Below are 21,598 nucleotides of genomic sequence, written 5' to 3'. Positions count from 1 at the left end.
TTCAAGGGATCCGGCCAGCCGTCCAATGTTGCTGGCGTATTTCGTCAAATCAGGAATAATCCTTGCTTGTTTTTTTGCGTAACCGCCCTACCCCGCGGTTTCGCCAGGGACGCCTACCTACCCGGTGCAGCGCTCCCACATATTCGGAGATACACAATGTCTACCCTACCCGTCACCTTGATGGTCGCGCGCCGCGCTGCCCAAGGTCGTTATCAGGACATGATGAGCTGGCTGCGTGAAGGCGAGCAACTGGCTACCGACTTTCCCGGCTACCTGGGCTCAGGCGTGCTTGCACCGCCGGCCGATGGCGGCGAATTCCAGATTATCTTCCGCTTCGCCGACGAAAAAACCCTGCACGCCTGGGAGTTCTCGGCCTCGCGCAGCGCCTGGCTCGGACGTGGCAGCGAGTTGTTCGCAGACCCCATGGAGCATCGCGTCAGCGGCATGGAAGGCTGGTTTGGTGCCGTGGACCAGCGCCCGCCGCGCTGGAAACAGGCCGTCGCCATCTGGCTGGCATTTTTCCCGGTATCGCTGCTGTTCAACTTTGGCCTTGAGCCGTTGCTGGCCGAGCTGGGCATGTTCAGTCGCGTGCTGGTCAGCACCCTGGCCCTGACGCCATTGATGGTCTATCTGTTCATCCCCTTGTCGACCCATTTGCTGGCAGGCTGGCTCAATCCTGCACCGTCACGGGTCAAACCTGCCGAAGCAACCGTTTGAGCCCATCCGCAACAGGCCGGTCGCTGGTATAGTTTTAGCTTGCCCGCGACCCGAGCCTCCCATGACCGTCACCCCCGCCCCGATCCTGATTACCGGCGCCGGCCAACGTGTCGGCCTGCACTGCGCACTGCGCCTGCTGGACGACAACCAACCGGTGATCTTCAGCTATCGCAATGAACGCCCTGGCGTACAGGCCTTGCGCGAGCGTGGCGCGATTGGCGTATTTGCCGATTTCTCGTGCGAGGCCGGTATCCTGGCGTTCATCAGCGAACTCAAGACCCATACCGATAGCCTGCGGGCGATCGTCCACAATGCCTCGACCTGGGCCGTAGAAACACCCGGTGACGAAGCCCACGCCTTTATCGATATGTTCAGCGTACACATGCTTGCGCCGTACCTGATCAACCTGCATTGTGCAGACTTGTTGCACCGCTCGACACTGGCCGACATTGTGCACATCAGCGACGATGTCACCCGCAAGGGCAGCCGCCAGCACATCGCCTACTGCGCCACCAAGGCCGGGCTCGACAGCCTGACCCTGTCCTTCGCCGCCCAATACGCGCCCCGGATCAAGGTCAATGGCATCTCGCCGGCCATGGTGATGTTCAACGACAGCGACGATGCGGCCTACCGTGCCAAGGTCCTGGCCAAGTCGGCGCTGGGCATCGAGCCCGGGCCCGAGGTGATTTACCAGAGCGTGCGTTACCTGCTGGACAACCCTTATGTGACCGGCACCACCCTGACCGTCAACGGCGGGCGGCATGTCAAGTAAACCCGAACGCCAGCCGCCTGGGGTTCCTGCAACTGATTGGACGGAGCAAGTAGCAATGCCACAACTTCAACCAGGTATGGCGCGCATCCGGGTCAAGGACCTGTGTCTGCGCACCTTTATCGGCATCAACGAGGATGAGATCCTCAACAAGCAGGACGTGTTGATCAACCTGACCATCCTGTATGCCGCACAAGACGCCGTGCGCGACAACGACATCGACCATGCCTTGAACTACCGCACCATCACCAAGGCCATCATCGCCCACGTCGAAGGCAATCGCTTTGCCCTGCTCGAACGCCTGACCCAGGAACTGCTGGACCTGGTGATGAGCAATGAGTCGGTGCTGTATGCCGAAGTCGAAGTCGACAAGCCCCATGCGCTGCGCTTTGCCGAGTCGGTGTCGATTACGCTCGCGGCCAGCCGTTAACCCCCTGAATCTGCGTGAACCCTATGACCGATCAACAACGCCTGGAACTCGAAGCCGCTGCCTTCCGCCGACTGGTGGCGCACCTGGACAGCCGCAAGGATGTACAGAACATCGACCTGATGAACCTTGCCGGGTTCTGCCGCAACTGCCTGTCCAAGTGGTACAAGGCCGAGGCCGATGAGCGCCAGATCGAGGTCAGCCTCGATGACGCCCGCGAAGTGGTCTACGGCATGCCGTACGCCGAGTGGAAAGCCCAATACCAGCAAGAAGCCAGCGCCGAACAACAAGCGGCGTTTGCCAAAGGAAAAACCCATGACTGACCTGAACACCCTGCGCGCCAGCCTCGACAGCGGCGAACACCTCTTTGCCGATACCCTGGCCTTTATTGCCGCCGGCTACGACTACCAGCCACAGGCCTTCACCAATGGCAGCGTAGAAAACGCCGCCGGGCAGAACGAAGGTTCGTGCAAGACCCTGGGCCTGGCACTGCTTGAAGGCTTGAGCGACCAGCAAGCACTGCTGGCGTTTGGTGAGCATTACCGTTCGGTACTGGCCACGCCTGAGGGCACAGATCACAGCAACATCCGCGCGTTGATCGAGCATGGGTTGGCGGGAGTGAAGTTTGTCCAGCCGCCTTTGACCCGCCGCTGATCCCGCTTGCAAACCCGGTCAATGTGGGAGCCGGGCTTGCCCGCGATGGCGGTGGTGACTGTCATACCGCCATCGCAGGCAAGCCAGCTCCCACATTGATTGGATTGCCAGATTGAGATTGCGGCGCTCGTCCAGTTACACACAAAAAAACCGGCCTTTTGGCCGGTTTTTTTATTGCAACGGTTTAGAAAGAAGCGTCTTTCAAACCATCGAGGTAACGCTCGGCATCCAGGGCCGCCATGCAACCGGCGCCGGCCGAGGTGATGGCCTGACGGTAAACGTGGTCAGCCACATCGCCAGCAGCAAAGATGCCTTCCAGGTTGGTCGCGGTGGCATTGCCTTCACGGCCGCCCTTCACCACCAGGTAACCGTCCTTGGCTTCCAGCACACCTTCGAACAGCGAAGTGTTCGGGGTGTGGCCGATGGCGATGAACACGCCGTCGACTTTCAGCTCGTCGAAACTGCCATCGTTGTTTTTCAGGCGGGCACCGGTCACGCCCATGTTGTCGCCCAGGACTTCATCCAGGGTAGCGTTGAGCTTGAGGATGATCTTGCCTTCGGCAACCCGCGCGTGCAGCTTGTCGATCAGGATCTTCTCGGCGCGGAAGGTTTCGCGGCGGTGAACCAGGGTCACGGTGCTGGCGATGTTGGCCAGGTACAGCGCCTCTTCCACCGCCGTGTTGCCGCCACCGACCACAGCCACTGGCTTGTTGCGGTAGAAGAAACCGTCGCAGGTTGCACAGGCCGAAACACCCTTGCCCATGAATGCCTCTTCCGACGGCAGGCCCAGGTAACGGGCGCTGGCGCCGGTGGCAATGATCAGCGCGTCACAGGTGTAGACGCCGCTGTCGCCGGTCAGGCTGTAGGGCTTTTTCGAGAAATCCACGGCATTGATATGGTCGAAGACGATTTCGGTCTCGAAGCGCTCGGCGTGTTCTTTCATGCGTTCCATCAGCACCGGGCCGGTCAGGCCGTGGACATCGCCCGGCCAGTTGTCGACTTCAGTGGTGGTGGTCAACTGACCACCCGCCTGCATGCCGGTGATCAGCAACGGCTTGAGGTTGGCCCGGGCCGCGTAGACCGCAGCGCTGTAACCGGCAGGGCCGGAACCGAGAATAATCACTCGCGAATGACGGCTATCAGACATGACTCACTCCTATCGACCGCCCGGACTACAGAGCGGCTGGAATAAAAAAGGACCGCGAAGCACTTGGGGAAGGCTTGAACTCGCAAGGTCCTGAAAAATAATGGGTGCAGCGTATAGAGGGGGGCAAGATTAAGGAAATACGGAATAACAATCCAGCTCATAGGTGGTCTCTATCCTGTACCCCCTATTAATCGACATGTTTGTTACCGTTAATGTCGACTCGCTGACCGTGCTTTCACCGCTTTCGCAAAGCCGGTAAGGTCGGCGCGTTTGCCCTTTTACCCGGAGTTACCCATGCCCGCCCCCGTTCTGTCAGGCCCACAATACCTGCGCGAAGGCCTGAAACTGGTCTTGAGCCCAGGCCTGCGTCTGTTTGTCCTGCTGCCCCTGGCGATCAACCTGATACTGTTCGTCGGATTGATCTATTTTGCTGGTCATCAGTTCAGCCTATGGGTCGACACCTTGATGCCGACGCTGCCCAGTTGGCTGAGCTTCCTCAGTTACATCCTGTGGCCGCTGTTTGTGCTGCTGGTGGCCTTTATGGTGTTTTTCAGCTTCACCATGCTCGCCAATATCATCGCGGCACCCTTCAATGGTTTTCTCGCCGAGAAGGTCGAAGTGGTGGTGCGCGGTACCGATAACTTCCCGGCTTTCAGTTGGGCCGAGCTGTTCGCCATGGTCCCGCGCACACTGGCGCGGGAAATGCGCAAGCTCGGTTACTTCCTGCCACGCGCCATCGGCCTGTTTATCCTGTCGTTCATTCCCGTGGTCAACCTGATCGCCGCCCCCCTGTGGCTGCTGTTCGGGGTATGGATGATGGCGATCCAATACATCGACTACCCGGCGGATAACCACAAACTGGGCTGGAACGAAATGCTCGCCTGGCTGCGCCAGAAGCGCTGGCAGAGCATGAGCTTTGGCGGGATCGTCTACCTCGTGTTGCTGGTGCCGGTGGTCAACCTGCTGATGATGCCGGCGGCGGTGGCCGGGGCCACATTGTTCTGGGTCCGTGAGCGCGGCGCCGAAACCATGCTGGCGGAAAAACCCTGATCGGTTCGATTGACCTGGATCATGACGATTTACCCACATAAAGCACATGGTTATTAAAACTATAAGCCTGTGGGGAGCAAGCCATGTACAGACCGTTGATGCTGATGTTTGGGTTGATGTTGGGCGGTGAGGCCTGGGGGGCCGCAGCCGCCAGCGAGCCGATCCTGCCGGTGCAGCCGGCGAAAATCACTGACGCCGCCAAGGTCGAGTTGGGCAAGCAATTGTTCTTCGACCCGCGCCTGTCCAAGTCCGGTTTTATTTCCTGCAACTCGTGCCACAACCTGAGCATGGGCGGCAGTGACAATCTGCCCACCTCCATCGGGCATAACTGGCACCAGGGGCCGATCAACTCACCGACGGTGCTCAACTCCAGCATGAGCGTCGCGCAGTTCTGGGATGGCCGCGCAGCGACCCTGCAGGAACAGGCCGGTGGCCCGATCGCCAACCCGGGCGAAATGGGCTTCACCCATGACCTGGCCGTGGACGTGCTGCGCTCGATCCCCCAATACCAGGCCGCGTTCAAGAACGTGTATGGCGATGACGGCATCAAGTTCGACGATGTGACCAACGCCATCGCCGCCTTCGAAGAAACCCTGGTCACCCCCAACGCCCCGTTCGACCGCTGGCTGCTGGGCGATAAAAAAGCCATCAGCGCCACGGCAGCGCAGGGCTACCAGTTGTTCAAGAGCATCGGCTGCGTGGCCTGTCATAACGGCGAGGCGGTCGGTGGCAGCACCTTCCAGAAAATGGGCATGGTCGAACCCTACGCCACCAAAAATCCGGCCCAGGGCGTGGCGGGCCTGACCGGCAAGGATCAGGACCGGATGATGTTCAAGGTGCCAACCTTGCGTAACGTCGCCCTGACCTACCCCTACTTCCACGACGGTGCCTACTGGAACCTGACCGAAGCGGTGGACGTCATGGCCCGCCTGCAACTGGGGCGCAAGTTGAGCACCGATGAGGTCAGCCAGATTGTCGCGTTCCTCGACACCCTGACCGGCGACCAGCCGGACTTCAAGCTGCCGATCCTGCCGCCGTCCTCGGCCAAGACCCCGCGTCCTACACCGTTCAACTAAGCCAGTAGCGGGCCCTGTCGTCATAAATCCGTCATTGCGATGACACAATGACGACATGGCCCGCGCCGACACTGGCAGCATGACGACAGCTTTCCTGAATATCACCCTGATTACCGAAACCTTCCCACCCGAGATCAACGGCGTGGCCAATACCCTTGGCCGCCTATGTGACGGCCTGCGCGCACGTGGGCATCAGGTGGAACTGGTGCGCCCGCGCCAGGGTGGCGACCAGAGTCGCCCCAGCGACGACGGCCTGCTGCTGTGTCGCGGCTGGCCCTTGCCGGGGTATCCCGGGCTGCAATGGGGCCAGTCTTCAATGCACAAACTGCTACGCCGCTGGAAGCGCCGGCGCCCCGACGTGCTGTATATCGCCACCGAAGGCCCACTGGGTTTGTCGGCCCTGCGTGCGGCACGGCGCCTGGGGATCAGTGTGGTCAGCGGCTTTCATACCAACTTCCAGCAGTATTCCAGCCAGTACGGCCTGGGCATGCTCAGCCGGGTGCTGACCCATTACCTGCGCTGGTTCCACAACCGTTCCACCCTGACCCTGGTGCCCAGCGTCAGCCAGCGCCTGGAGCTGGAGCGCCGCCACTTCGAGCGCCTGGACCTGTTGTCACGCGGCGTCGACAGCCAATTGTTCCACCCGGCCAGACGTGACAATGCCCTGCGTGGGCAATGGGGGCTGGGCAATGAAGATATTGCAATCGTGCATGTCGGGCGCCTGGCGCCGGAGAAAAACCTGGGGCTGCTCAAACGCTGCTTCGACGGGTTGCAGGCGACTTATCCACAACGGCGTTTGAAGCTGATCGTCGTCGGTGACGGACCGCAACGCGAAGCATTGGCAAAGGCTCTTCCAGAAGCGATTTTCTGCGGGGCGCAACGCGGTGAGGAATTGGCCCGACACTATGCCTGCGGGGACCTGTTTCTGTTTCCCAGCCTCACCGAAACCTTTGGCAATGTGGTGCTGGAGGCGATGGCATCAGGACTGGGCGTGGTCGCCTACGACCAGGCGGCCGCCACCCAGCATATCCGCCATGGCTACAGTGGTGCGGTGGCAATGCCGGGAGACGAGGACGCATTTTGCGACGCGGCCAGTTGGTTGCTCGAAGAGCCAGAGAGTTTGCGCCGGGTGCGCCTGAATGCGCGCCAGCATGCCAGCCGCCAGGGTTGGCCGGCGATTATCGAGCAGTTCGAGGGCCAGTTACGCGGGGCTTGTGATGAAAACCGTGTGGCTACAGGCAACTCGCATTGGGTATGACACACATCTGTTTACTTTAGACATGGAACCCCAAACTAGTCTGGCGCCATACAAGAAGTGATTCGCCCTCAGGTACGTTCGGCCTAGGGTTGGCAATCACCAGACGGAGTCATAAAACATGTCAATCAACCTCAATACCCACACATTTCAATCAATTGCGCCCACTACGATCACGCAAAACAGCCATCAAGATCAAACACAGAACGATCAACTATGGCAAAAGTACGGCAGGGATATGGAACCATACACCGCCAATGAGCAAAAACTGCTCAGCAGTAAACGATTCCACCGGCTCACGCTCGAGGCGGACCTCCCTGATGAAACAGCACTCAAACAAAAAATGGCACGAAACCAGCTCCGGGGGGAACTGGGAATATCGTCAAAGCAGCACCCTTTTAGCCAATTCCCCAACGGGGGGGTTGCACCCACGACTGACAACCGTCGGACTATTTTGAAGCCTCTGCCATTCCTAACGTCATAAATATTTTTCAGCCTAAAAATAAGGCACTTTCAAGGGCACCGGACAGCCCTGCCATCCACAGCAGCTAAGATGTTCGGTGCCATTAGACGGCTCACCGCTATCTTTACACCAGTGTCATCAACGCCTCACGACTGAACGGCAAGATATCGCCTTCACGGCCTTCACGGACCTTCAACGCCCAATCCGGATCCACCAGCAACGCCCGGCCCACAGCCACCAGATCGAACTCATCGTTGCTCAAGCGCTCCAAGAGTTTTTCCAGGCTCGCCGGCTGTGCGATTTTGTCGGTGTTGACCATGAACTGCAGGAACTCGCCGTCCAGCCCGACACTGCCCACGGTGATCGTCGGCTTGCCCGTGAGCTTGCGCGTCCAGCCCGCCAGGTTCAGCTCGGAGCCATCAAACTCAGGCTCCCAGAACCGGCGGGTGGAGCAGTGGAAAATATCCACACCGGCGTCAGACAACGGCTTGAGAAACTCCCCCAACGCCTCAGGGGTTTGCACCAGGTGCGCGGTGTAATCCTGCTGCTTCCATTGGGAGAAACGGAAAATGATCGGAAACTCAGGCCCTGTTGCGGCCCGAACAGCCTGGATCAATTCAATGGCAAAGCGCGAACGATTGGCCAGGCTGCCACCGTATTCATCGGTGCGCTGGTTGCTGCCCTCCCAGAAGAACTGGTCGACCAGGTAACCGTGGGCACCGTGGATTTCCACGCCATCCATGCCGATATCCTGGGCATCCTTGGCAGCCTGGGCGAAGGCCGCGATCACCTCCTTGATATCCTGGGCGGTCATGCCGTGGACCACCACGTTGCCATCCTTGAGCTTTTCCATCGGGCCATAGGCCGGCACGCTGGCATCCGGCTCGGTGCCGATGCGCCGCACGCTACCCACGTGCCACAGTTGCGGAACAATCTTGCCACCTTCGGCATGCACCGCATCGACGACTTTCTTCCAGCCGGCCAATGCCGCTTCACCGTAGAAATGCGGAACGTTCGGGTACCCGTTGGAAGCCTGATGGCCCACCACCGTACCTTCGGTAATGATCAGGCCTACACCGGCCGCCGCACGGCGACGGTAGTACTCGATCACTTTGGCGTTCGGTATGCCACCGGGGGAAAACGAGCGAGTCATCGGCGCCATGACCACGCGGGTCGGCAATTGCAGTGCGCCGAGCTGGAAAGGTTTGAACAAGGCTTGGACAGGCATGGGAGCACTCCGCGGCAGAGGGATTTTATGATGCGGATAATATGGCGCGCGCGGAGGGCTGGATAGCACTATTGATTGCGGTGATTAAGGTGCAAAAGCCGGGAGCTACACAAAACACTGTAGGAGCCAGCTTGCTGGCGATGCGCGTTAACGGTGATGTTGTCTACCTGACACCGAGGTGCTCTTCCAGGCGCCATCGCCGGCAAGCCGGCTCCTAAACAGGTCAGGCCAGGGCTTTTTCGATGGCTTGGACAATCGTGGGGTCATCAGGCGCTGTGCGCGGGGAAAACCGCGCCAAAACCCGTCCATCTTTGCCCAGCAGGAACTTCTCGAAATTCCAGGTGATATCCCCGGGAAACTCGGCGCCCTCGCCCGCCAGCAAGCGATACAACTGATGGCGATCAGGACCGTTCACATCCAACTTGCTGCCCAATGGAAAGGTCACGCCGTAGTTGAGGCTGCAAAATTCGCGGATTTCTTCCTCCGTTCCCGGCTCCTGCCCCGCAAACTGGTTGCACGGCAAGCCCAGTACGGTAAACCCCTGGTCCTTGTATTGCTGGTAGAGGTTTTCCAGCGCGGCGTATTGCGGGGTCAGCCCACATTTGGAGGCGACATTGACCACCAGCACGACTTGCCCCTTGTAGGGCGCCAGAGGCAGCTCCTGACCATCCAGGGCTTTGAGTTTCAGGTCGTGGAAAGCACTCATGACAAACTCCAGATTTCCCATATTCTTCGTAACGGCCATTCGAGATTACAACCGTCAAGTCGGCAAGAATAGCCGCCAATCAAAAAAGGCGCCCGAAGGCGCCTTTCTTTTCAACTGACGGGCTATGACCGTCAATTAATGTTGGTGACCACCTTCGCCGTGCACGTGGCCGTGAGCCACTTCTTCCTGGGAAGCGTCGCGGATGGCAACGATCTTGACCTGGAAGTTCAGGCGCTGGCCTGCCAGCGGGTGGTTGCCGTCGACGGTCACGTCGTCGCCGTCCAGGTCGCGAATGGTCACGATCTGCATCTGGCCATCCGGCGCGGAAGCGTGGAACTGCATGCCCACTTCCAGTTCGTCAACGCCTTCGAACATGCTGCGGCTCAGGGTGCTGACCAGTTCGGCCGAGTACTCGCCGTAGGCATCTTCAGGTTCTACGGCAACGGTCAGCTCATCACCAACGTTCTTGCCTTCCAGGGCCTTTTCCAGGCCTGGGATGATGTTACCTGCGCCTTGCAGGTAGACCAGCGGCGCGCCGCCGGAGGAGCTGTCGATGACCTCACCAGCGTCGTTGGTCAGGGTATAGTCGATGGAGACAGCCTTGTTAGCGGCGATCGTCATGGGGCGAGACCTTTTGCATAAGAATGAAGAACGGACAAGTCTAAACAAGGATTTGCCCGAAAGCGAACAGAACCCGGACAGACGGGGTCGATCCGGTGACCCGACGGTCGCAGGATTTCAGCAGGACGCAGACGGACACTGGGTTGTCGCGCTGTCCTGCGGCCATACGCAGCACCTGCGCCACCAGCCGCCCTGGCAATCCCGGGCCTGGGTCCTTGACCCGGCGCAACGCCTGGCAAAAATAGGCCAGCCCTTTGCCTGTGGCTGGTGTGCGCAGGGCCCGGATAACGATACCCTTGGCACCTGATTCGCGGTCGACGCTCAACCATAGAGCGCCACCCAAGCCATGCACCTTCAGAGAATTCGCATGCAGACTTTTTTTATCGCGCCCACCGATTTTGGTGTGGGTCTGACCTCCATCAGCCTTGGGCTGGTGCGTACCCTTGAGCGGGCCGGGCTGAAAGTCGGCTTCTTCAAGCCGATTGCCCAGCCGCACCCCGGCGACACCGGGCCTGAGCGCTCCACCGAGCTGGTGGCGCGCACCCACGGCCTGAAACCGCCACAACCCCTGGGCCTGGCCCATGTCGAGCGAATGCTCGGCGATGGCCAGCTCGATGAATTGCTCGAAGAAATCATCACCCTTTACCAGCAGGCCGCCGTGGGCAAGGACGTGCTGATTGTCGAAGGCATGGTGCCAACCCGCAGCGCCAGCTATGCGGCCCGGGTCAACCTGCACCTGGCCAAAAGCCTGGATGCCGAAGTCATCCTCGTCTCGGCGCCGGAAAACGAAGTGCTGACCGAACTGTCCGGTCGCGTGGAATTACAGGCGCAACTGTTCGGCGGCCCGAAAGACCCGAAAGTGCTCGGCGTGATCCTCAACAAGGTGCAGACCGACGAAAGCATGGAAGCCTTCGCCGCCCGCCTCAAGGAGCATTCGCCGTTGCTGCGCAGTGGCGATTTCCGCCTGCTGGGCTGCATTCCGTTCCAACCGGAGCTCAATGCGCCGCGCACCCGTGACGTGGCCGACCTGATGGGCGCCCAAGTGCTCAATGCCGGTGACTATGAAACCCGGCGCATGACCAAGATCATCATTTGCGCGCGCACCATGCGCAACACCGTGGAACTGCTCAAGCCCGGTGTCCTGGTGGTGACGCCGGGAGACCGCGACGACATCATCCTCGCCGTCAGCCTGGCCGCAATCAATGGTGTGCCCCTGGCCGGCCTGTTGCTGACCAGCGACACCCTGCCCGACCCGCGCATCATGGATCTGTGCCGTGGCGCGTTCCAGGCCGGGCTGCCGGTGCTGTCGGTGAGCACCGGCTCCTACGACACCGCCAACCAGCTCAACAGCCTGAACAAGGAAATTCCGATTGATGACCGCGAGCGCGCAGAGATCATCACCGACTTTGTCGCCAGCCACCTGGACGCGCGCTGGTTGCACCAGCGTTGCGGCACGCCACGGGAGATGCGCCTGTCACCGGCGGTGTTCCGCTACCAGTTGATCCAGCGTGCCCAGGCGGCCAACAAGCGCATCGTGTTGCCCGAAGGCAGCGAGCCGTTGACCGTGCAAGCCGCCGCCATTTGCCAAGCCCGGGGCATTGCCCGTTGCGTGTTGCTGGCCAAGCCGGCCGACGTCGAAGCCGTGGCCCGTGCCCAAGGCATCGAGTTGCCCGAAGGCCTGGAGATTCTTGACCCGGACCTGATCCGCGAGCGTTATGTCGAGCCGATGGTGGCGCTGCGCAAGAGCAAGAGCCTCAATGCACCGATGGCCGAGCAGCAACTGGAAGACACCGTGGTCATCGCCACGATGATGTTGGCGCTCGATGAAGTGGACGGCCTGGTCTCCGGGGTCATCCACTCCACCGCCAATACCATCCGCCCGGCCTTGCAACTGATCAAGACCGCACCGGGCTGCACCCTGGTGTCATCGGTGTTTTTCATGCTGTTCCCCGAGCAGGTGCTGGTGTACGGCGACTGCGTGATGAACCCGCACCCAAGCGCAGCGGAACTGGCGGAAATCGCCCTGCAAAGCGCCGACTCGGCCGCCGCCTTCGGCATCACCCCGCGGGTGGCGATGATCAGCTATTCCAGCGGTGACTCGGCCAGCGGCGAAGAGGTGGAGAAGGTCCGCGAAGCCACCCTGCTGGCCCACGAACAACAGAGTTCGCTGCTGATCGACGGCCCGTTGCAGTACGATGCCGCCGCCAACGAAAGCGTCGCCCGGCAACTGGCGCCCAACAGCCAGGTAGCGGGCAAGGCCACGGTGTTTGTGTTCCCCGACCTCAACACCGGCAACACCACCTACAAGGCAGTGCAGCGCAGTGCCGATTGCGTCAGCCTCGGCCCGATGCTGCAAGGCCTGCGCAAACCCGTGAACGATCTGCCCCGTGGGGCCCAGGTGGATGACATTGTCTACACCATCGCCCTGACCGCGATTCAAGCCGCCAACCGACCTATGGATATCTAAATGCTGGATTTTCTGCCTGCCGCCGTGCGCGGGGTAATCGCCTCGCTGCTGCTGGCGTTGAACACGATCCTGTTGTGCTCGTTCCTGTTTATCGTCGCGCTGTGCAAGCTGCTGCCGTTTGCCAAGCGCTTGAGCGAGTGGCTGATGAACCACACCCACGAGGCCTGGATCAGCAATAACAAGGCCTGGATGAACCTGGTGCGCCGCACGCGCTGGCACCTCAAGGGCCTTGAGGGTCTGGATTACCAGCACTCGTACCTGGTGACCAGCAACCATCAGAGCTGGGTCGACATCATGGTGTTGCAGTACGTGCTCAATCGTCGCATCCGCCCGCTGAAATTTTTCCTCAAGCAGGAACTGATCTGGGTGCCGGTGATTGGCCTGGCGTGGTGGGCACTGGGCTTCCCGTTCATGAAGCGCTACACCAAGGCCTATCTGGAAAAACACCCGGAGAAGAAAGGCAAGGACCTGGAAACCACCCGCAAGACCTGTGCGAAGTTTCGTGACAACCCGGTGGGCATTTTCAACTTTGCCGAAGGCACACGCTTTACCCCAGGCAAACATGCGCAGCAGCAGTCGCCGTTTCGTTACCTGCTCAAGCCCAAGGCCGGTGGCATTGCATTTGTGCTGGATGCCATGGGCGAGCAGTTGAAGTCACTGGTCAACGTGACCATTCACTACCCTGGCGGGCGTCCCGGCTATTGGGACCTGCTGTGCGGCAATGTGCGGGAGGTGGTGGTGCAGTTTGAAGAGGTGCAGATCCCGGCCGAGTTCATTGGCAAGAATTATGAGCAGGATGGGGAGTATCGGCTGGCGTTCCAGGGCTGGATCAATAACCTGTGGACTGAAAAGGATGCGTTGCTGGAAAAGCTGCACACAGATTTCCCAGGCCACCGCTGATCGACCTGTGGACATAATTCCCTGTGGGAGCTGGCTTGCCTGCGATGGAATCGCAACGGTGTAACTGACAGACCGAGGTGCCTGCATCGCAGGCAAGCCAGCTCCCACATTGACGGTGTTGATCTTAAGAATGTGAAAAGCCCGCCACCGAGTGATCGGTGGCGGGCTTTTTATGGCGGCGAGGTTTAGATCGCGCCGCGCTGGCGCAGCAGTTCCAACACCTGCTTGACGCTGTCGTCCACCGACAGGGCCTGGGTGTCGATCACCAGGTCGGCATTCAACGGCACGTCGTACGGGAACGACTCGCCGGGGATGTTATCCCCACCGGCTGCGTACAAACCTTGCGGGTCACGCTCGGCACATACCAGCGGCGATGCCTGCACGTATACGGTGAGCAAACGATCACTGCCGATCAACGCCTTGGCCTGTTCACGGCCTTCGGCATCCGGCGCAACAAACGCGGCCAGGGTCAGCAGGCCGGCTTCGTTGAACTGACGCGCCACGTGGGCGGCACGACGCCAGTTCTCGGTACGCCCGGCACGATCCTGTGGCAGGCCTTTGTTCAGGTCATGCCGCAGGTTCTGCCCATCCAGTACAAACACCGCACGGCCCATGTCGAACAGCTTGCGCTCGACCGCATAGGCCAGGGTGCTTTTGCCCGCGCCCGACAGGCCACTGAACAACACGGTGGCCGGCTGCTGGCCGAAACGCTGCGCACGCTCTTCGGTGGCCACGTGGGCCAACTTGCCATGTTGCGCCGCGCCGCCATGGCCGACCGGTGGCGCGATGATCATGCCCGCCGCCACGGTGCCGTTGGTCAAACGGTCGATGACGATAAAGGCGCCAGTGGTGCGGTTGCTGGCGTAACCGTCCAGGGCGATGGCCGCGTCGAGGCTGACCTTGACCCGGCCGATCTCGTTCAACTGCAAGGCACTGGCCGGACCTTCTTCCAGGGTGTTCACGTCCACGCGATGAACAATGCTGGTGATCGAGCCCGGCACGTAGCTGGTCGCACGCTTGATGTCGTACTTCTTGCCCGGCAGCATCGGTTCCTCGGCCATCCACACCAGCATGGCGTCGAAGGCGTCGGTCACTTGCGGCACGTTGTCGGCATGCACCAACAGGTCGCCACGGGAGATGTCGATCTCGTCTTCCATGGTCAAGGTCACGGCCTGGCCGGGACCTGCGTGTTCCAGTTCACCTTCGAAGGTGACGATGGACTTGACGCGGCTGCTCTTGCCCGACGGCAGCACCACGACTTCGTCGCCCTTGTGCACCACGCCGCTGGCCAGGGTGCCGGCAAAGCCACGGAAGTTCAGGTTCGGACGGTTGACGTACTGCACCGGGAACCGCAGGTCGGTGTAGTTGCGGTCGTTGGCGATCTCGACGGTTTCAAGGATCTCCATCAGCGACTGGCCGGTGTACCAGGGCGAACGCTCGCTCTTGTTCACCACGTTGTCGCCCTTGAGCGCCGACATCGGCACGAAGGCCAGGGTGCTCGGCTTGAACGCGATGCCGTCGGCAAACTTCAGGTAATCGGCCTTGATCGACTCGAATACGCGTTGGTCAAAGCCATTGATGTCCATCTTGTTGACGGCCACCACAATGTGTTTGATGCCCAGCAACGAGGCGATAAAGCTATGGCGCCGGGTCTGGGTCTGCACGCCGTAGCGCGCGTCGATCAGGATGATCGCCAGGTCACAAGTGGACGCACCGGTGGCCATGTTGCGCGTGTACTGCTCATGGCCTGGAGTGTCGGCGATGATGAACTTGCGCTTGGCGGTGGAGAAATAGCGGTAGGCCACATCGATGGTGATGCCTTGCTCACGCTCGGCCTGCAGGCCATCGACCAGCAACGCCAGGTCGATGTCGTCACCGGTGGTGCCGACTTTCTTCGAATCACGGGTGATGGCTTCCAGGTGATCTTCGTAGATCATCTTGGAGTCGTGCAACAGGCGCCCGATCAGGGTGCTCTTGCCGTCGTCGACGTTGCCACAGGTCAAAAAGCGCAGCATTTCCTTGCGTTCGTGCTGGCCCAGGTAGGCGAGGATGTCCTCGCTGATCAAATCAGATACGTGCGACATGACAACCCCTTAGAAATAACCCTGACGTTTTTTGTCTTCCATGGAGCCGGCGCCATCGTGGTCGATGACCCGGCCCTGGCGCTCGGAAGTTCGCGTCAGGAGCATTTCCTGGATGATGTCCGTCAGCGTCTCGGCTTCGGACTCCACCGCACCCGTCAACGGGTAGCAGCCAAGCGTACGGAAACGTACTTTCTTTCTGACGATGCGGGCTTTGTCTTCGTCGGACAGGTGTTCGAGGATGCGGTCGTCGTCGATCATGATCAACGTGCCGTTCTTCTCGATCACATCACGCTCGGCGGCGAAGTACAGCGGCACGATCGGGATGCCTTCCAGATAGATGTACTGCCAGATGTCCAGTTCGGTCCAGTTGGACAACGGGAACACACGGATCGACTCGCCCTTGTTGACGTTGCCGTTGTAGACGTTCCACAGCTCCGGGCGCTGGTTTTTCGGGTCCCAGCGGTGCTTGCTGTCGCGGAACGAGTACACGCGCTCTTTGGCACGGGATTTCTCTTCATCGCGACGGGCACCGCCGAAAGCTGCGTCGAAACCATGCTGGTCCAAGGCCTGTTTGAGGCCTTCGGTCTTCATGATATCGGTGTGCTTGGCGCTGCCGTGGGTGAACGGGTTGATGCCCTGCGCCACACCGTCCGGGTTGACGTGAGTGATCAGGTCCAGGCCCAGTTCCTCGACCATGCGGTCGCGGAACTTGTACATTTCCTGGAATTTCCACTGGGTGTCCACATGCATCACCGGGAACGGCAGCTTGCCCGGGAAGAATGCCTTGCGCGCCAGATGCAGCATCACGGCGGAGTCTTTGCCGATGGAGTAGAGCATTACCGGGTTGTCGAACTCAGCGGCAACCTCACGGATGATGTGGATGCTCTCCGCCTCCAGCTGTTTGAGATGCGTCAGTTTGTCGACCATGGCTACTCACGGGAAAACGATTCTTTTTGGACGGCCTGCGGGCCGTGTTCGAGCGAGGCATGCTAGCACAGCATCTTCTTCTATTCAGGGAGCTGGATAGATCGAAACGGTATATGGATATACCACTGTGTTTGCCCGTCGACAGCTCCCACATGTGTATTGCAGTGAGGCTTAGATCGGGTTGGGGCAGTCGATGAACAGATGCTCCAGGGCAAAGCGTCGGGCCAGGTAATCCCCCAGGGCCTGCACGCCATAACGCTCGGTGGCGTGATGGCCGGCAGCGATGAAGCTGATGTCGTTTTCCCGCGCGCTGTGGAACGTCTGCTCCGACGCTTCGCCGCTCAGGTACAAGTCGACCCCGGCCGCCACGGCCTGGTCGATATAACCCTGGCCACCACCCGTGCACCAGCCGACGCGGCGGATCATGGCGCTGCCTTCGATCAGCAGCGGCTCGCGGCCCATGGTTTCCTGCACGCGGCGGGCGAAATCCCGCGCCGACAGCGGTTCGGCCAGGGAGCCTACGAGGCCGACGACCTTGAGGTTGTCCGGGTCCAGCGGGCCTTCGACGGTGATGTCCAACTGGCGGGCCAACTGCACGTTGTTGCCCACGTCCGGGTGCAGGTCCAGCGGCAGGTGATAGGCCAGCAGGCTGATGTCATGCTTGAGCAGGGTCTTGAGCCGGCGCTGTTTCATGCCGGTGATGCAAGGGTTTTCGCCCTTCCAGAAATAGCCATGGTGCACCAGCACCAGGTCCGCCTCGGCTTCCACCGCGGCATCCAGCAACGCCTGGCTGGCAGTCACGCCACTGACAATACGCAACACCTGCGGCCGCCCTTCGACCTGCAGGCCATTGGGGCAGTAGTCGGCAATTTTCGCGCTGTTCAAGTAGCGATCCGCTTCTTCAACCAGGGTGCTCAGGGCGACGGCCATAAAAGACTCCTAAATATCCCGTTCAGAGGCGCTCGCGGCCTCGTATAATGCGCGACATTATGGGCGCTCCCACGCCCCCTGCAACCTGTCAGGACTTACTTGATGCTCAAGGCGCTGCGTTTTTTTGGATGGCCATTGTTGGCCGGCGTGCTGATCGCGATGCTGATCATTCAGCGTTATCCGCAATGGGTCGGCCTGCCAAGCCTGGACGTCAACCTGCAACAGGCACCGCAAACCAGCGCGGTGCAACAAGGCCCGGTGACCTATGCCGATGCGGTGGTGGTCGCGGCGCCCGCCGTGGTCAACCTGTACACCACCAAGGTCATCAACAAACCGGCGCATCCGCTGTTCGAAGATCCGCAGTTCCGGCGTTTTTTCGGCGATAACTCGCCCAAGCAGCGGCGCATGGAATCAAGCCTCGGCTCCGGGGTGATCATGAGCCCGCAAGGTTACATCCTGACCAACAACCACGTGAGCACCGGCGCCGACCAGATTGTGGTGGCCCTGCGTGATGGCCGCGAAACCCTGGCGCGGGTGGTGGGCAGCGATCCGGAAACCGATCTTGCGGTGCTGAAAATCGACCTGAAGAACCTGCCATCCATCACCATCGGCCGCTCCGAAGGCCTGCGGGTCGGTGATGTGGCGCTGGCGATCGGCAACCCGTTTGGCGTCGGCCAGACCGTGACCATGGGCATCATCAGCGCCACCGGGCGCAATCAGTTGGGCCTCAACAGCTACGAAGACTTCATCCAGACCGACGCGGCGATCAACCCGGGTAACTCCGGCGGCGCGCTGGTGGATGCCAGTGGCAACCTGACGGGCATCAACACCGCGATTTTCTCCAAGTCCGGCGGCTCACAGGGCATCGGTTTTGCGATCCCGGTGAAGCTGGCGATGGAAGTGATGAAGTCGATCATCGAGCACGGCCAGGTAATCCGTGGCTGGCTGGGGATTGAAGTGCAACCGCTGACCAAGGAGTTGTCGGAATCCTTTGGCCTGACCGGGCGCCCAGGCATCGTGATCGCCGGCATCCTGCGCGGCGGTCCGGCGGAAAAGGCCGGGATGCAGGTCGGCGACGTGATCCTCAGCATCGACGGCGAACCGGCTGGCGATGGCCGTCGGTCGATGAACCAGGTGGCGCGGATCAAGCCGACGGAAAAGGTCGCGATCCAGGTGATGCGCAACGGCAAGGAGATCAAGTTGCTGGCCGAAGTGGGCCTGCGTCCACCGCCTGCACCGGTGAAAGAGCAAGAATAAAGGGCTCACCTTAAAGAGATATATTCTCAATGGTCATGTTATATTATTTCAATATTGATATTGGAATGTTAGACCATGACGTCTCGAAAGTTTGCCCCCCTGGCCGGTCTCGCCTTGGGGTTGCTGGTGGACCCGGTGTTTGCAGAAGACACCAACACCCTTGAACTGGGCACCACCAGCATCACCGGCGAGGCGTATGAGTCCGCCACCGGCCCGGTCAAGGGCTATCGCGCGACCCGTTCGGCCAGCGCGACCAAGACCGACACTGCCCTGCGGGATATTCCACAATCGATCAGTGTGATTCCCGCCACGGTGCTCAAGGACCTGGGCAGCAACAACGTCGAACGCGCCCTGGAATTTGCTGGCGGCGTGTCCAAGCAGAACAACTTTGGTGGCCTGACGCTCTACGAATACAGCGTGCGCGGCTTCACCACCTCGGAGTTCTACCAGGACGGTTTCAGCGCTGCACGTGGTTACCCGAGTACGCCGGACACGGCCAATATCGAACGCATCGAAGTGCTCAAGGGCCCTGCCGCCAGCCTGTATGGCCGTGGCGACCCCGGCGGCACCGTGAATATCGTCACCAAGAAACCCCAACCCGAAGCCTTCACCACTGTGCAGACCAGCGCCGGCAGTTGGGACCGCTACCGCACCGCCCTCGATATCAACACCCCGCTGGACAGCGAAGGTAACGTGCTGTCGCGGGTCAACCTGGCAGTGGAAGACAACCACAGCTTCCGCGATCACGTGCAGAGCAAGCGGGTGTTTGTTGCGCCCTCGTTCAACTGGCAACTGGACCCGGACACCCGCCTGCTGGTGGAAAGTGAGTTCGTGCGCCACAGCTCGACGTTCGACCGCGGCATCGTCGCGCCGAATAACCGTTGGAGCGGCATGTCCCGCTCGACCTTCCTCGGCGAGCCCAACGACGGTGATATCGATAACCACAACAACCGCCTGCAAGCCTCCCTCGAACATCACCTGAACGACGCCTGGCAACTGCGCCTGGCCAGCCATTACAAGCAAGGCAGCCTGTGGGGCTACGCCTCGGAAAACCGCGCGTTGAATGCCGACGGTCATACCATCAACCGCCGCTACCGCGAGCGCTCCATGGGTTGGCATGACAGCATCACCCAACTGGAACTGCGTGGCCGATTCGATATCGGCAGTTGGCAGCATGAGTTGCTGATCGGCACCGAGTACGAGGACTACCGCAAGAAAGAGCGCGTCACCGCCATCGCCGGCAGCTATCCCATCGACATCTATAAGCCGATCTACGGCCTGGCCAAGCCCAATGGCCAGCGCTCGGGCAGTGACTTCCTTGCCCAGACCAAAAGCCAGGCGCTGAACCTGCAGGATCAGATTATCTTTACCGACCGCTTGCGCGGCATGCTCGGTGCGCGCCTGGAGCACGTTGAACAAAGCTCGGATAACTTCACCAACGGTAAAAAAAGCCAGAAAACCCACGACGTCATAACCCAGCGCGCCGGCCTGCTGTACCAACTAACGCCGCAAGTGGGGGTGTTCGCCAACGCGTCCACTTCATTCAAACCGCAAAGCGATCTGGACGCGGCCGGAGATTTCCTCAAGCCCGAGGAAGGCGTCGGTTATGAAGTGGGGATCAAGAGCGAGCTGTTCGACGACCGCCTGAGCACCACCCTCGCCGTCTTCCATATCGACAAGGAAAACACCCTGGCCACGGACCCGGCCACCGACACCAAACGCGCCATCGGCAAGGCCCGCAGCCAGGGTTTCGACCTGCAATTGACCGGGCAACTGACTGACGCCGTGCGAGTGATTGGCGCCTTTGCCTATATCGACGCCGAAGTGACCAAGGGTGACAAAGATATCCCCACCGGCAGCCGCATTCTCGGCGTGGCCAAGCGCAGTGGCAGCCTGTTGGGCGTGTATGAGTTCCAGGATGGCGCCCTGCGCGGTTCTGACCTTGGCGCAGCCTTTACCTATGTCGGCGACCGCTCCGGCGAAGCCGGCAAAAGCTTTGAATTGCCGGCCTACCACACCGTCGACCTGCTGGCCCATTACAAGGCCAGCGATAACGTAACCGTGGGCCTGAACCTCAACAATCTGTTCGACGAAAAGTACTTCGAGCGCTCCTTCAGCAACTACTGGGTCGCCCCCGGAGAGCCGCGCAACTTTACCGTCAGCCTGACCCTCAACCTGTAAAAGGACCTCACCATGCAAGCGCTCAAATCATTGGCCGTGCTCGGCCTGCTGTTCGCCACCCAGGTATCGGCCCATGGCTTGTGGACCGAGCAACGCCGTGGGCATATCGAAGTGGTCTACGGCCACGGTGCCGAGGACGAAGCCTTCAAGGCGAATAAGGTCAGCGGTGCCTGGGCCTATGACGCAAGTGGGCGGATGATCCCGGTGACCGTGCAGCGCCTGGACGACCAGGCGCGCCTGCAGCCGCTCAAGTCCCCTGCCGTGCTGGCCGTGGCGTTTGATAATGGCTTGTGGTCGCAAACCCCGGACAAGAAATGGGTGAACCAGGGCCGTAGCCAGGTCCCCGGCGCCGTCGAGACCACCCAGGCCCTGAAGTACAGCCTGGCGATCTATCAGGCCGGGGCGAAGCTGCCCAGCCTGGATCAGTTGAAAATGGTGATCGTACCCGAGGTCGACCCACTGACCGTCGGCCCAGGCAAGCTGCTGCCCGTGCGCGTACTGATCGATGGCAAGCCTGCGGCCGGGATCAAATTGATTGGCGACTACCGCAGCGCGCCGAACACCTTGAGCACCGAGACCGACCAGGATGGCCGGGCCCAGGTACTGGTGCGCAACGAGGCGCTGAATGTGATTGCGGCGCAAGTGGAAGTACCGGTCAAAGACGATAGCGAGATTCAGACTCGCGCGCTGTTCAGCTCACTGACCTTCCTTGGCCAACCGCACCACGAATAAACACCAC

At 60.5% G+C, this 21,598-nt stretch carries 22 protein-coding genes; 15 read left to right on the top strand and 7 right to left on the bottom strand.

Annotated elements, in window-relative coordinates; translation table 11 throughout:
* The first annotated feature begins 156 nt into the window (after window positions 1–156).
* The 5 genes from KL786_RS09995 to KL786_RS09975 all read left to right on the top strand — a co-directional run bounded on the left by KL786_RS09995 (window position 157) and on the right by KL786_RS09975 (window position 2,567).
* A complete protein-coding gene (locus KL786_RS09995) occupies window positions 157–717 on the top strand; it encodes a putative antibiotic biosynthesis monooxygenase (RefSeq protein ID WP_215517506.1) in 561 nt (186 codons plus the stop codon).
* Window positions 718–778: 61 nt separating this feature from the next.
* Window positions 779–1,489, top strand: a complete 711-nt coding sequence (folM, locus tag KL786_RS09990) for a dihydromonapterin reductase (RefSeq protein ID WP_215517505.1) — start codon at window positions 779–781, stop codon at window positions 1,487–1,489.
* Window positions 1,490–1,544: 55 nt separating this feature from the next.
* Window positions 1,545–1,916, top strand: coding sequence for a dihydroneopterin triphosphate 2'-epimerase (gene folX / locus KL786_RS09985; protein ID WP_032857710.1), 372 nt, complete (start codon window positions 1,545–1,547; stop codon window positions 1,914–1,916).
* Between the two features lie 23 nt (window positions 1,917–1,939).
* A complete protein-coding gene (locus KL786_RS09980; RefSeq protein ID WP_032857713.1) occupies window positions 1,940–2,236 on the top strand; it encodes a DUF1244 domain-containing protein in 297 nt (98 codons plus the stop codon).
* Window positions 2,229–2,567, top strand: coding sequence for a HopJ type III effector protein (locus KL786_RS09975; protein WP_215517504.1), 339 nt, complete (start codon window positions 2,229–2,231; stop codon window positions 2,565–2,567). Before KL786_RS09980 ends, KL786_RS09975 begins: the two co-directional genes overlap by 8 nt.
* A gap of 184 nt (window positions 2,568–2,751) precedes the next feature.
* On the opposite strand, the gene trxB is transcribed toward KL786_RS09975, so the two are convergent.
* Entirely contained in the window at window positions 2,752–3,714 is a 963-nt protein-coding gene (gene trxB / locus KL786_RS09970) for a thioredoxin-disulfide reductase (protein ID WP_215517503.1), read from the bottom strand.
* Between the two features lie 294 nt (window positions 3,715–4,008).
* Here trxB and cysZ point away from each other — a divergent pair, with 294 nt between their 5' ends.
* The 4 genes from cysZ to KL786_RS09950 all read left to right on the top strand — a co-directional run bounded on the left by cysZ (window position 4,009) and on the right by KL786_RS09950 (window position 7,579).
* Entirely contained in the window at window positions 4,009–4,764 is a 756-nt protein-coding gene (cysZ, locus tag KL786_RS09965; RefSeq protein ID WP_215517502.1) for a sulfate transporter CysZ, read from the top strand.
* Window positions 4,765–4,847: 83 nt separating this feature from the next.
* On the top strand, window positions 4,848–5,840 hold the full coding sequence (locus tag KL786_RS09960; protein WP_215517501.1) for a cytochrome-c peroxidase: 993 nt from the start codon (window positions 4,848–4,850) through the stop codon (window positions 5,838–5,840).
* 79 nt (window positions 5,841–5,919) lie between these two features.
* Window positions 5,920–7,098: a glycosyltransferase family 4 protein gene (locus tag KL786_RS09955; RefSeq protein WP_215517500.1), complete on the top strand. Its 1,179-nt coding sequence runs from the start codon at window positions 5,920–5,922 to the stop codon at window positions 7,096–7,098.
* A 118-nt stretch (window positions 7,099–7,216) separates the two neighbouring features.
* Window positions 7,217–7,579 (top strand): hypothetical protein, encoded by a 363-nt coding sequence (locus KL786_RS09950; RefSeq protein WP_215517499.1) that lies wholly within the window; start codon window positions 7,217–7,219, stop codon window positions 7,577–7,579.
* Window positions 7,580–7,682: 103 nt separating this feature from the next.
* Here KL786_RS09950 and KL786_RS09945 read toward each other — a convergent pair whose 3' ends face one another.
* The 3 genes from KL786_RS09945 to KL786_RS09935 all read right to left on the bottom strand — a co-directional run bounded on the left by KL786_RS09945 (window position 7,683) and on the right by KL786_RS09935 (window position 10,113).
* Complete coding sequence (locus tag KL786_RS09945; RefSeq protein WP_215517498.1) at window positions 7,683–8,786, bottom strand: NADH:flavin oxidoreductase; 1,104 nt, start codon at window positions 8,784–8,786, stop codon at window positions 7,683–7,685.
* 223 nt (window positions 8,787–9,009) lie between these two features.
* Window positions 9,010–9,492, bottom strand: coding sequence for a glutathione peroxidase (locus KL786_RS09940; RefSeq protein ID WP_215517497.1), 483 nt, complete (start codon window positions 9,490–9,492; stop codon window positions 9,010–9,012).
* Between the two features lie 135 nt (window positions 9,493–9,627).
* A complete protein-coding gene (locus KL786_RS09935; RefSeq protein WP_215517496.1) occupies window positions 9,628–10,113 on the bottom strand; it encodes an FKBP-type peptidyl-prolyl cis-trans isomerase in 486 nt (161 codons plus the stop codon).
* Between KL786_RS09935 and KL786_RS09930 the strand changes: the two genes are divergently transcribed.
* The 3 genes from KL786_RS09930 to yihG are packed head-to-tail and all read left to right on the top strand — an operon-like array spanning window position 10,082 to window position 13,480.
* On the top strand, window positions 10,082–10,420 hold the full coding sequence (locus KL786_RS09930; RefSeq protein WP_215517495.1) for a DUF3565 domain-containing protein: 339 nt from the start codon (window positions 10,082–10,084) through the stop codon (window positions 10,418–10,420). The genes KL786_RS09935 and KL786_RS09930 overlap by 32 nt on opposite strands.
* A gap of 60 nt (window positions 10,421–10,480) precedes the next feature.
* Window positions 10,481–12,580 carry a phosphate acetyltransferase gene (gene pta / locus KL786_RS09925; protein WP_032857730.1) on the top strand — a complete coding sequence of 700 codons (2,100 nt, stop codon included), beginning with the start codon at window positions 10,481–10,483 and terminating at the stop codon, window positions 12,578–12,580.
* Entirely contained in the window at window positions 12,581–13,480 is a 900-nt protein-coding gene (gene yihG, locus KL786_RS09920) for a 1-acylglycerol-3-phosphate O-acyltransferase, YihG family (RefSeq protein ID WP_215517494.1), read from the top strand.
* Window positions 13,481–13,665: 185 nt separating this feature from the next.
* Here the strand turns inward: yihG and cysN are convergent, their stop codons facing one another.
* From cysN to KL786_RS09905, 3 genes are all read right to left on the bottom strand, one after another.
* Window positions 13,666–15,564 carry a sulfate adenylyltransferase subunit CysN gene (cysN, locus tag KL786_RS09915; protein ID WP_215517493.1) on the bottom strand — a complete coding sequence of 633 codons (1,899 nt, stop codon included), beginning with the start codon at window positions 15,562–15,564 and terminating at the stop codon, window positions 13,666–13,668.
* Between the two features lie 9 nt (window positions 15,565–15,573).
* Window positions 15,574–16,491 (bottom strand): sulfate adenylyltransferase subunit CysD, encoded by a 918-nt coding sequence (gene cysD, locus KL786_RS09910; protein ID WP_215517492.1) that lies wholly within the window; start codon window positions 16,489–16,491, stop codon window positions 15,574–15,576.
* 171 nt (window positions 16,492–16,662) lie between these two features.
* Window positions 16,663–17,421, bottom strand: coding sequence for a Nif3-like dinuclear metal center hexameric protein (locus KL786_RS09905; RefSeq protein WP_032857738.1), 759 nt, complete (start codon window positions 17,419–17,421; stop codon window positions 16,663–16,665).
* A 102-nt stretch (window positions 17,422–17,523) separates the two neighbouring features.
* Here KL786_RS09905 and algW point away from each other — a divergent pair, with 102 nt between their 5' ends.
* The 3 genes from algW to KL786_RS09890 all read left to right on the top strand — a co-directional run bounded on the left by algW (window position 17,524) and on the right by KL786_RS09890 (window position 21,591).
* A complete protein-coding gene (algW, locus tag KL786_RS09900; protein ID WP_032857740.1) occupies window positions 17,524–18,678 on the top strand; it encodes a Do family serine endopeptidase AlgW in 1,155 nt (384 codons plus the stop codon).
* 75 nt (window positions 18,679–18,753) lie between these two features.
* Complete coding sequence (locus KL786_RS09895) at window positions 18,754–20,859, top strand: TonB-dependent siderophore receptor (protein ID WP_215517491.1); 2,106 nt, start codon at window positions 18,754–18,756, stop codon at window positions 20,857–20,859.
* Between the two features lie 12 nt (window positions 20,860–20,871).
* Entirely contained in the window at window positions 20,872–21,591 is a 720-nt protein-coding gene (locus tag KL786_RS09890) for a DUF4198 domain-containing protein (RefSeq protein WP_215517490.1), read from the top strand.
* Window positions 21,592–21,598 lie beyond the last annotated feature (7 nt).

It is taken from the genome of Pseudomonas sp. TAE6080 (assembly GCF_018732265.1).
Classification (GTDB): domain Bacteria; phylum Pseudomonadota; class Gammaproteobacteria; order Pseudomonadales; family Pseudomonadaceae; genus Aquipseudomonas; species Aquipseudomonas brenneri.
Note: the sequence above shows the minus strand (reverse complement) of the source record. Positions and strands in the feature narration are given on the sequence as shown.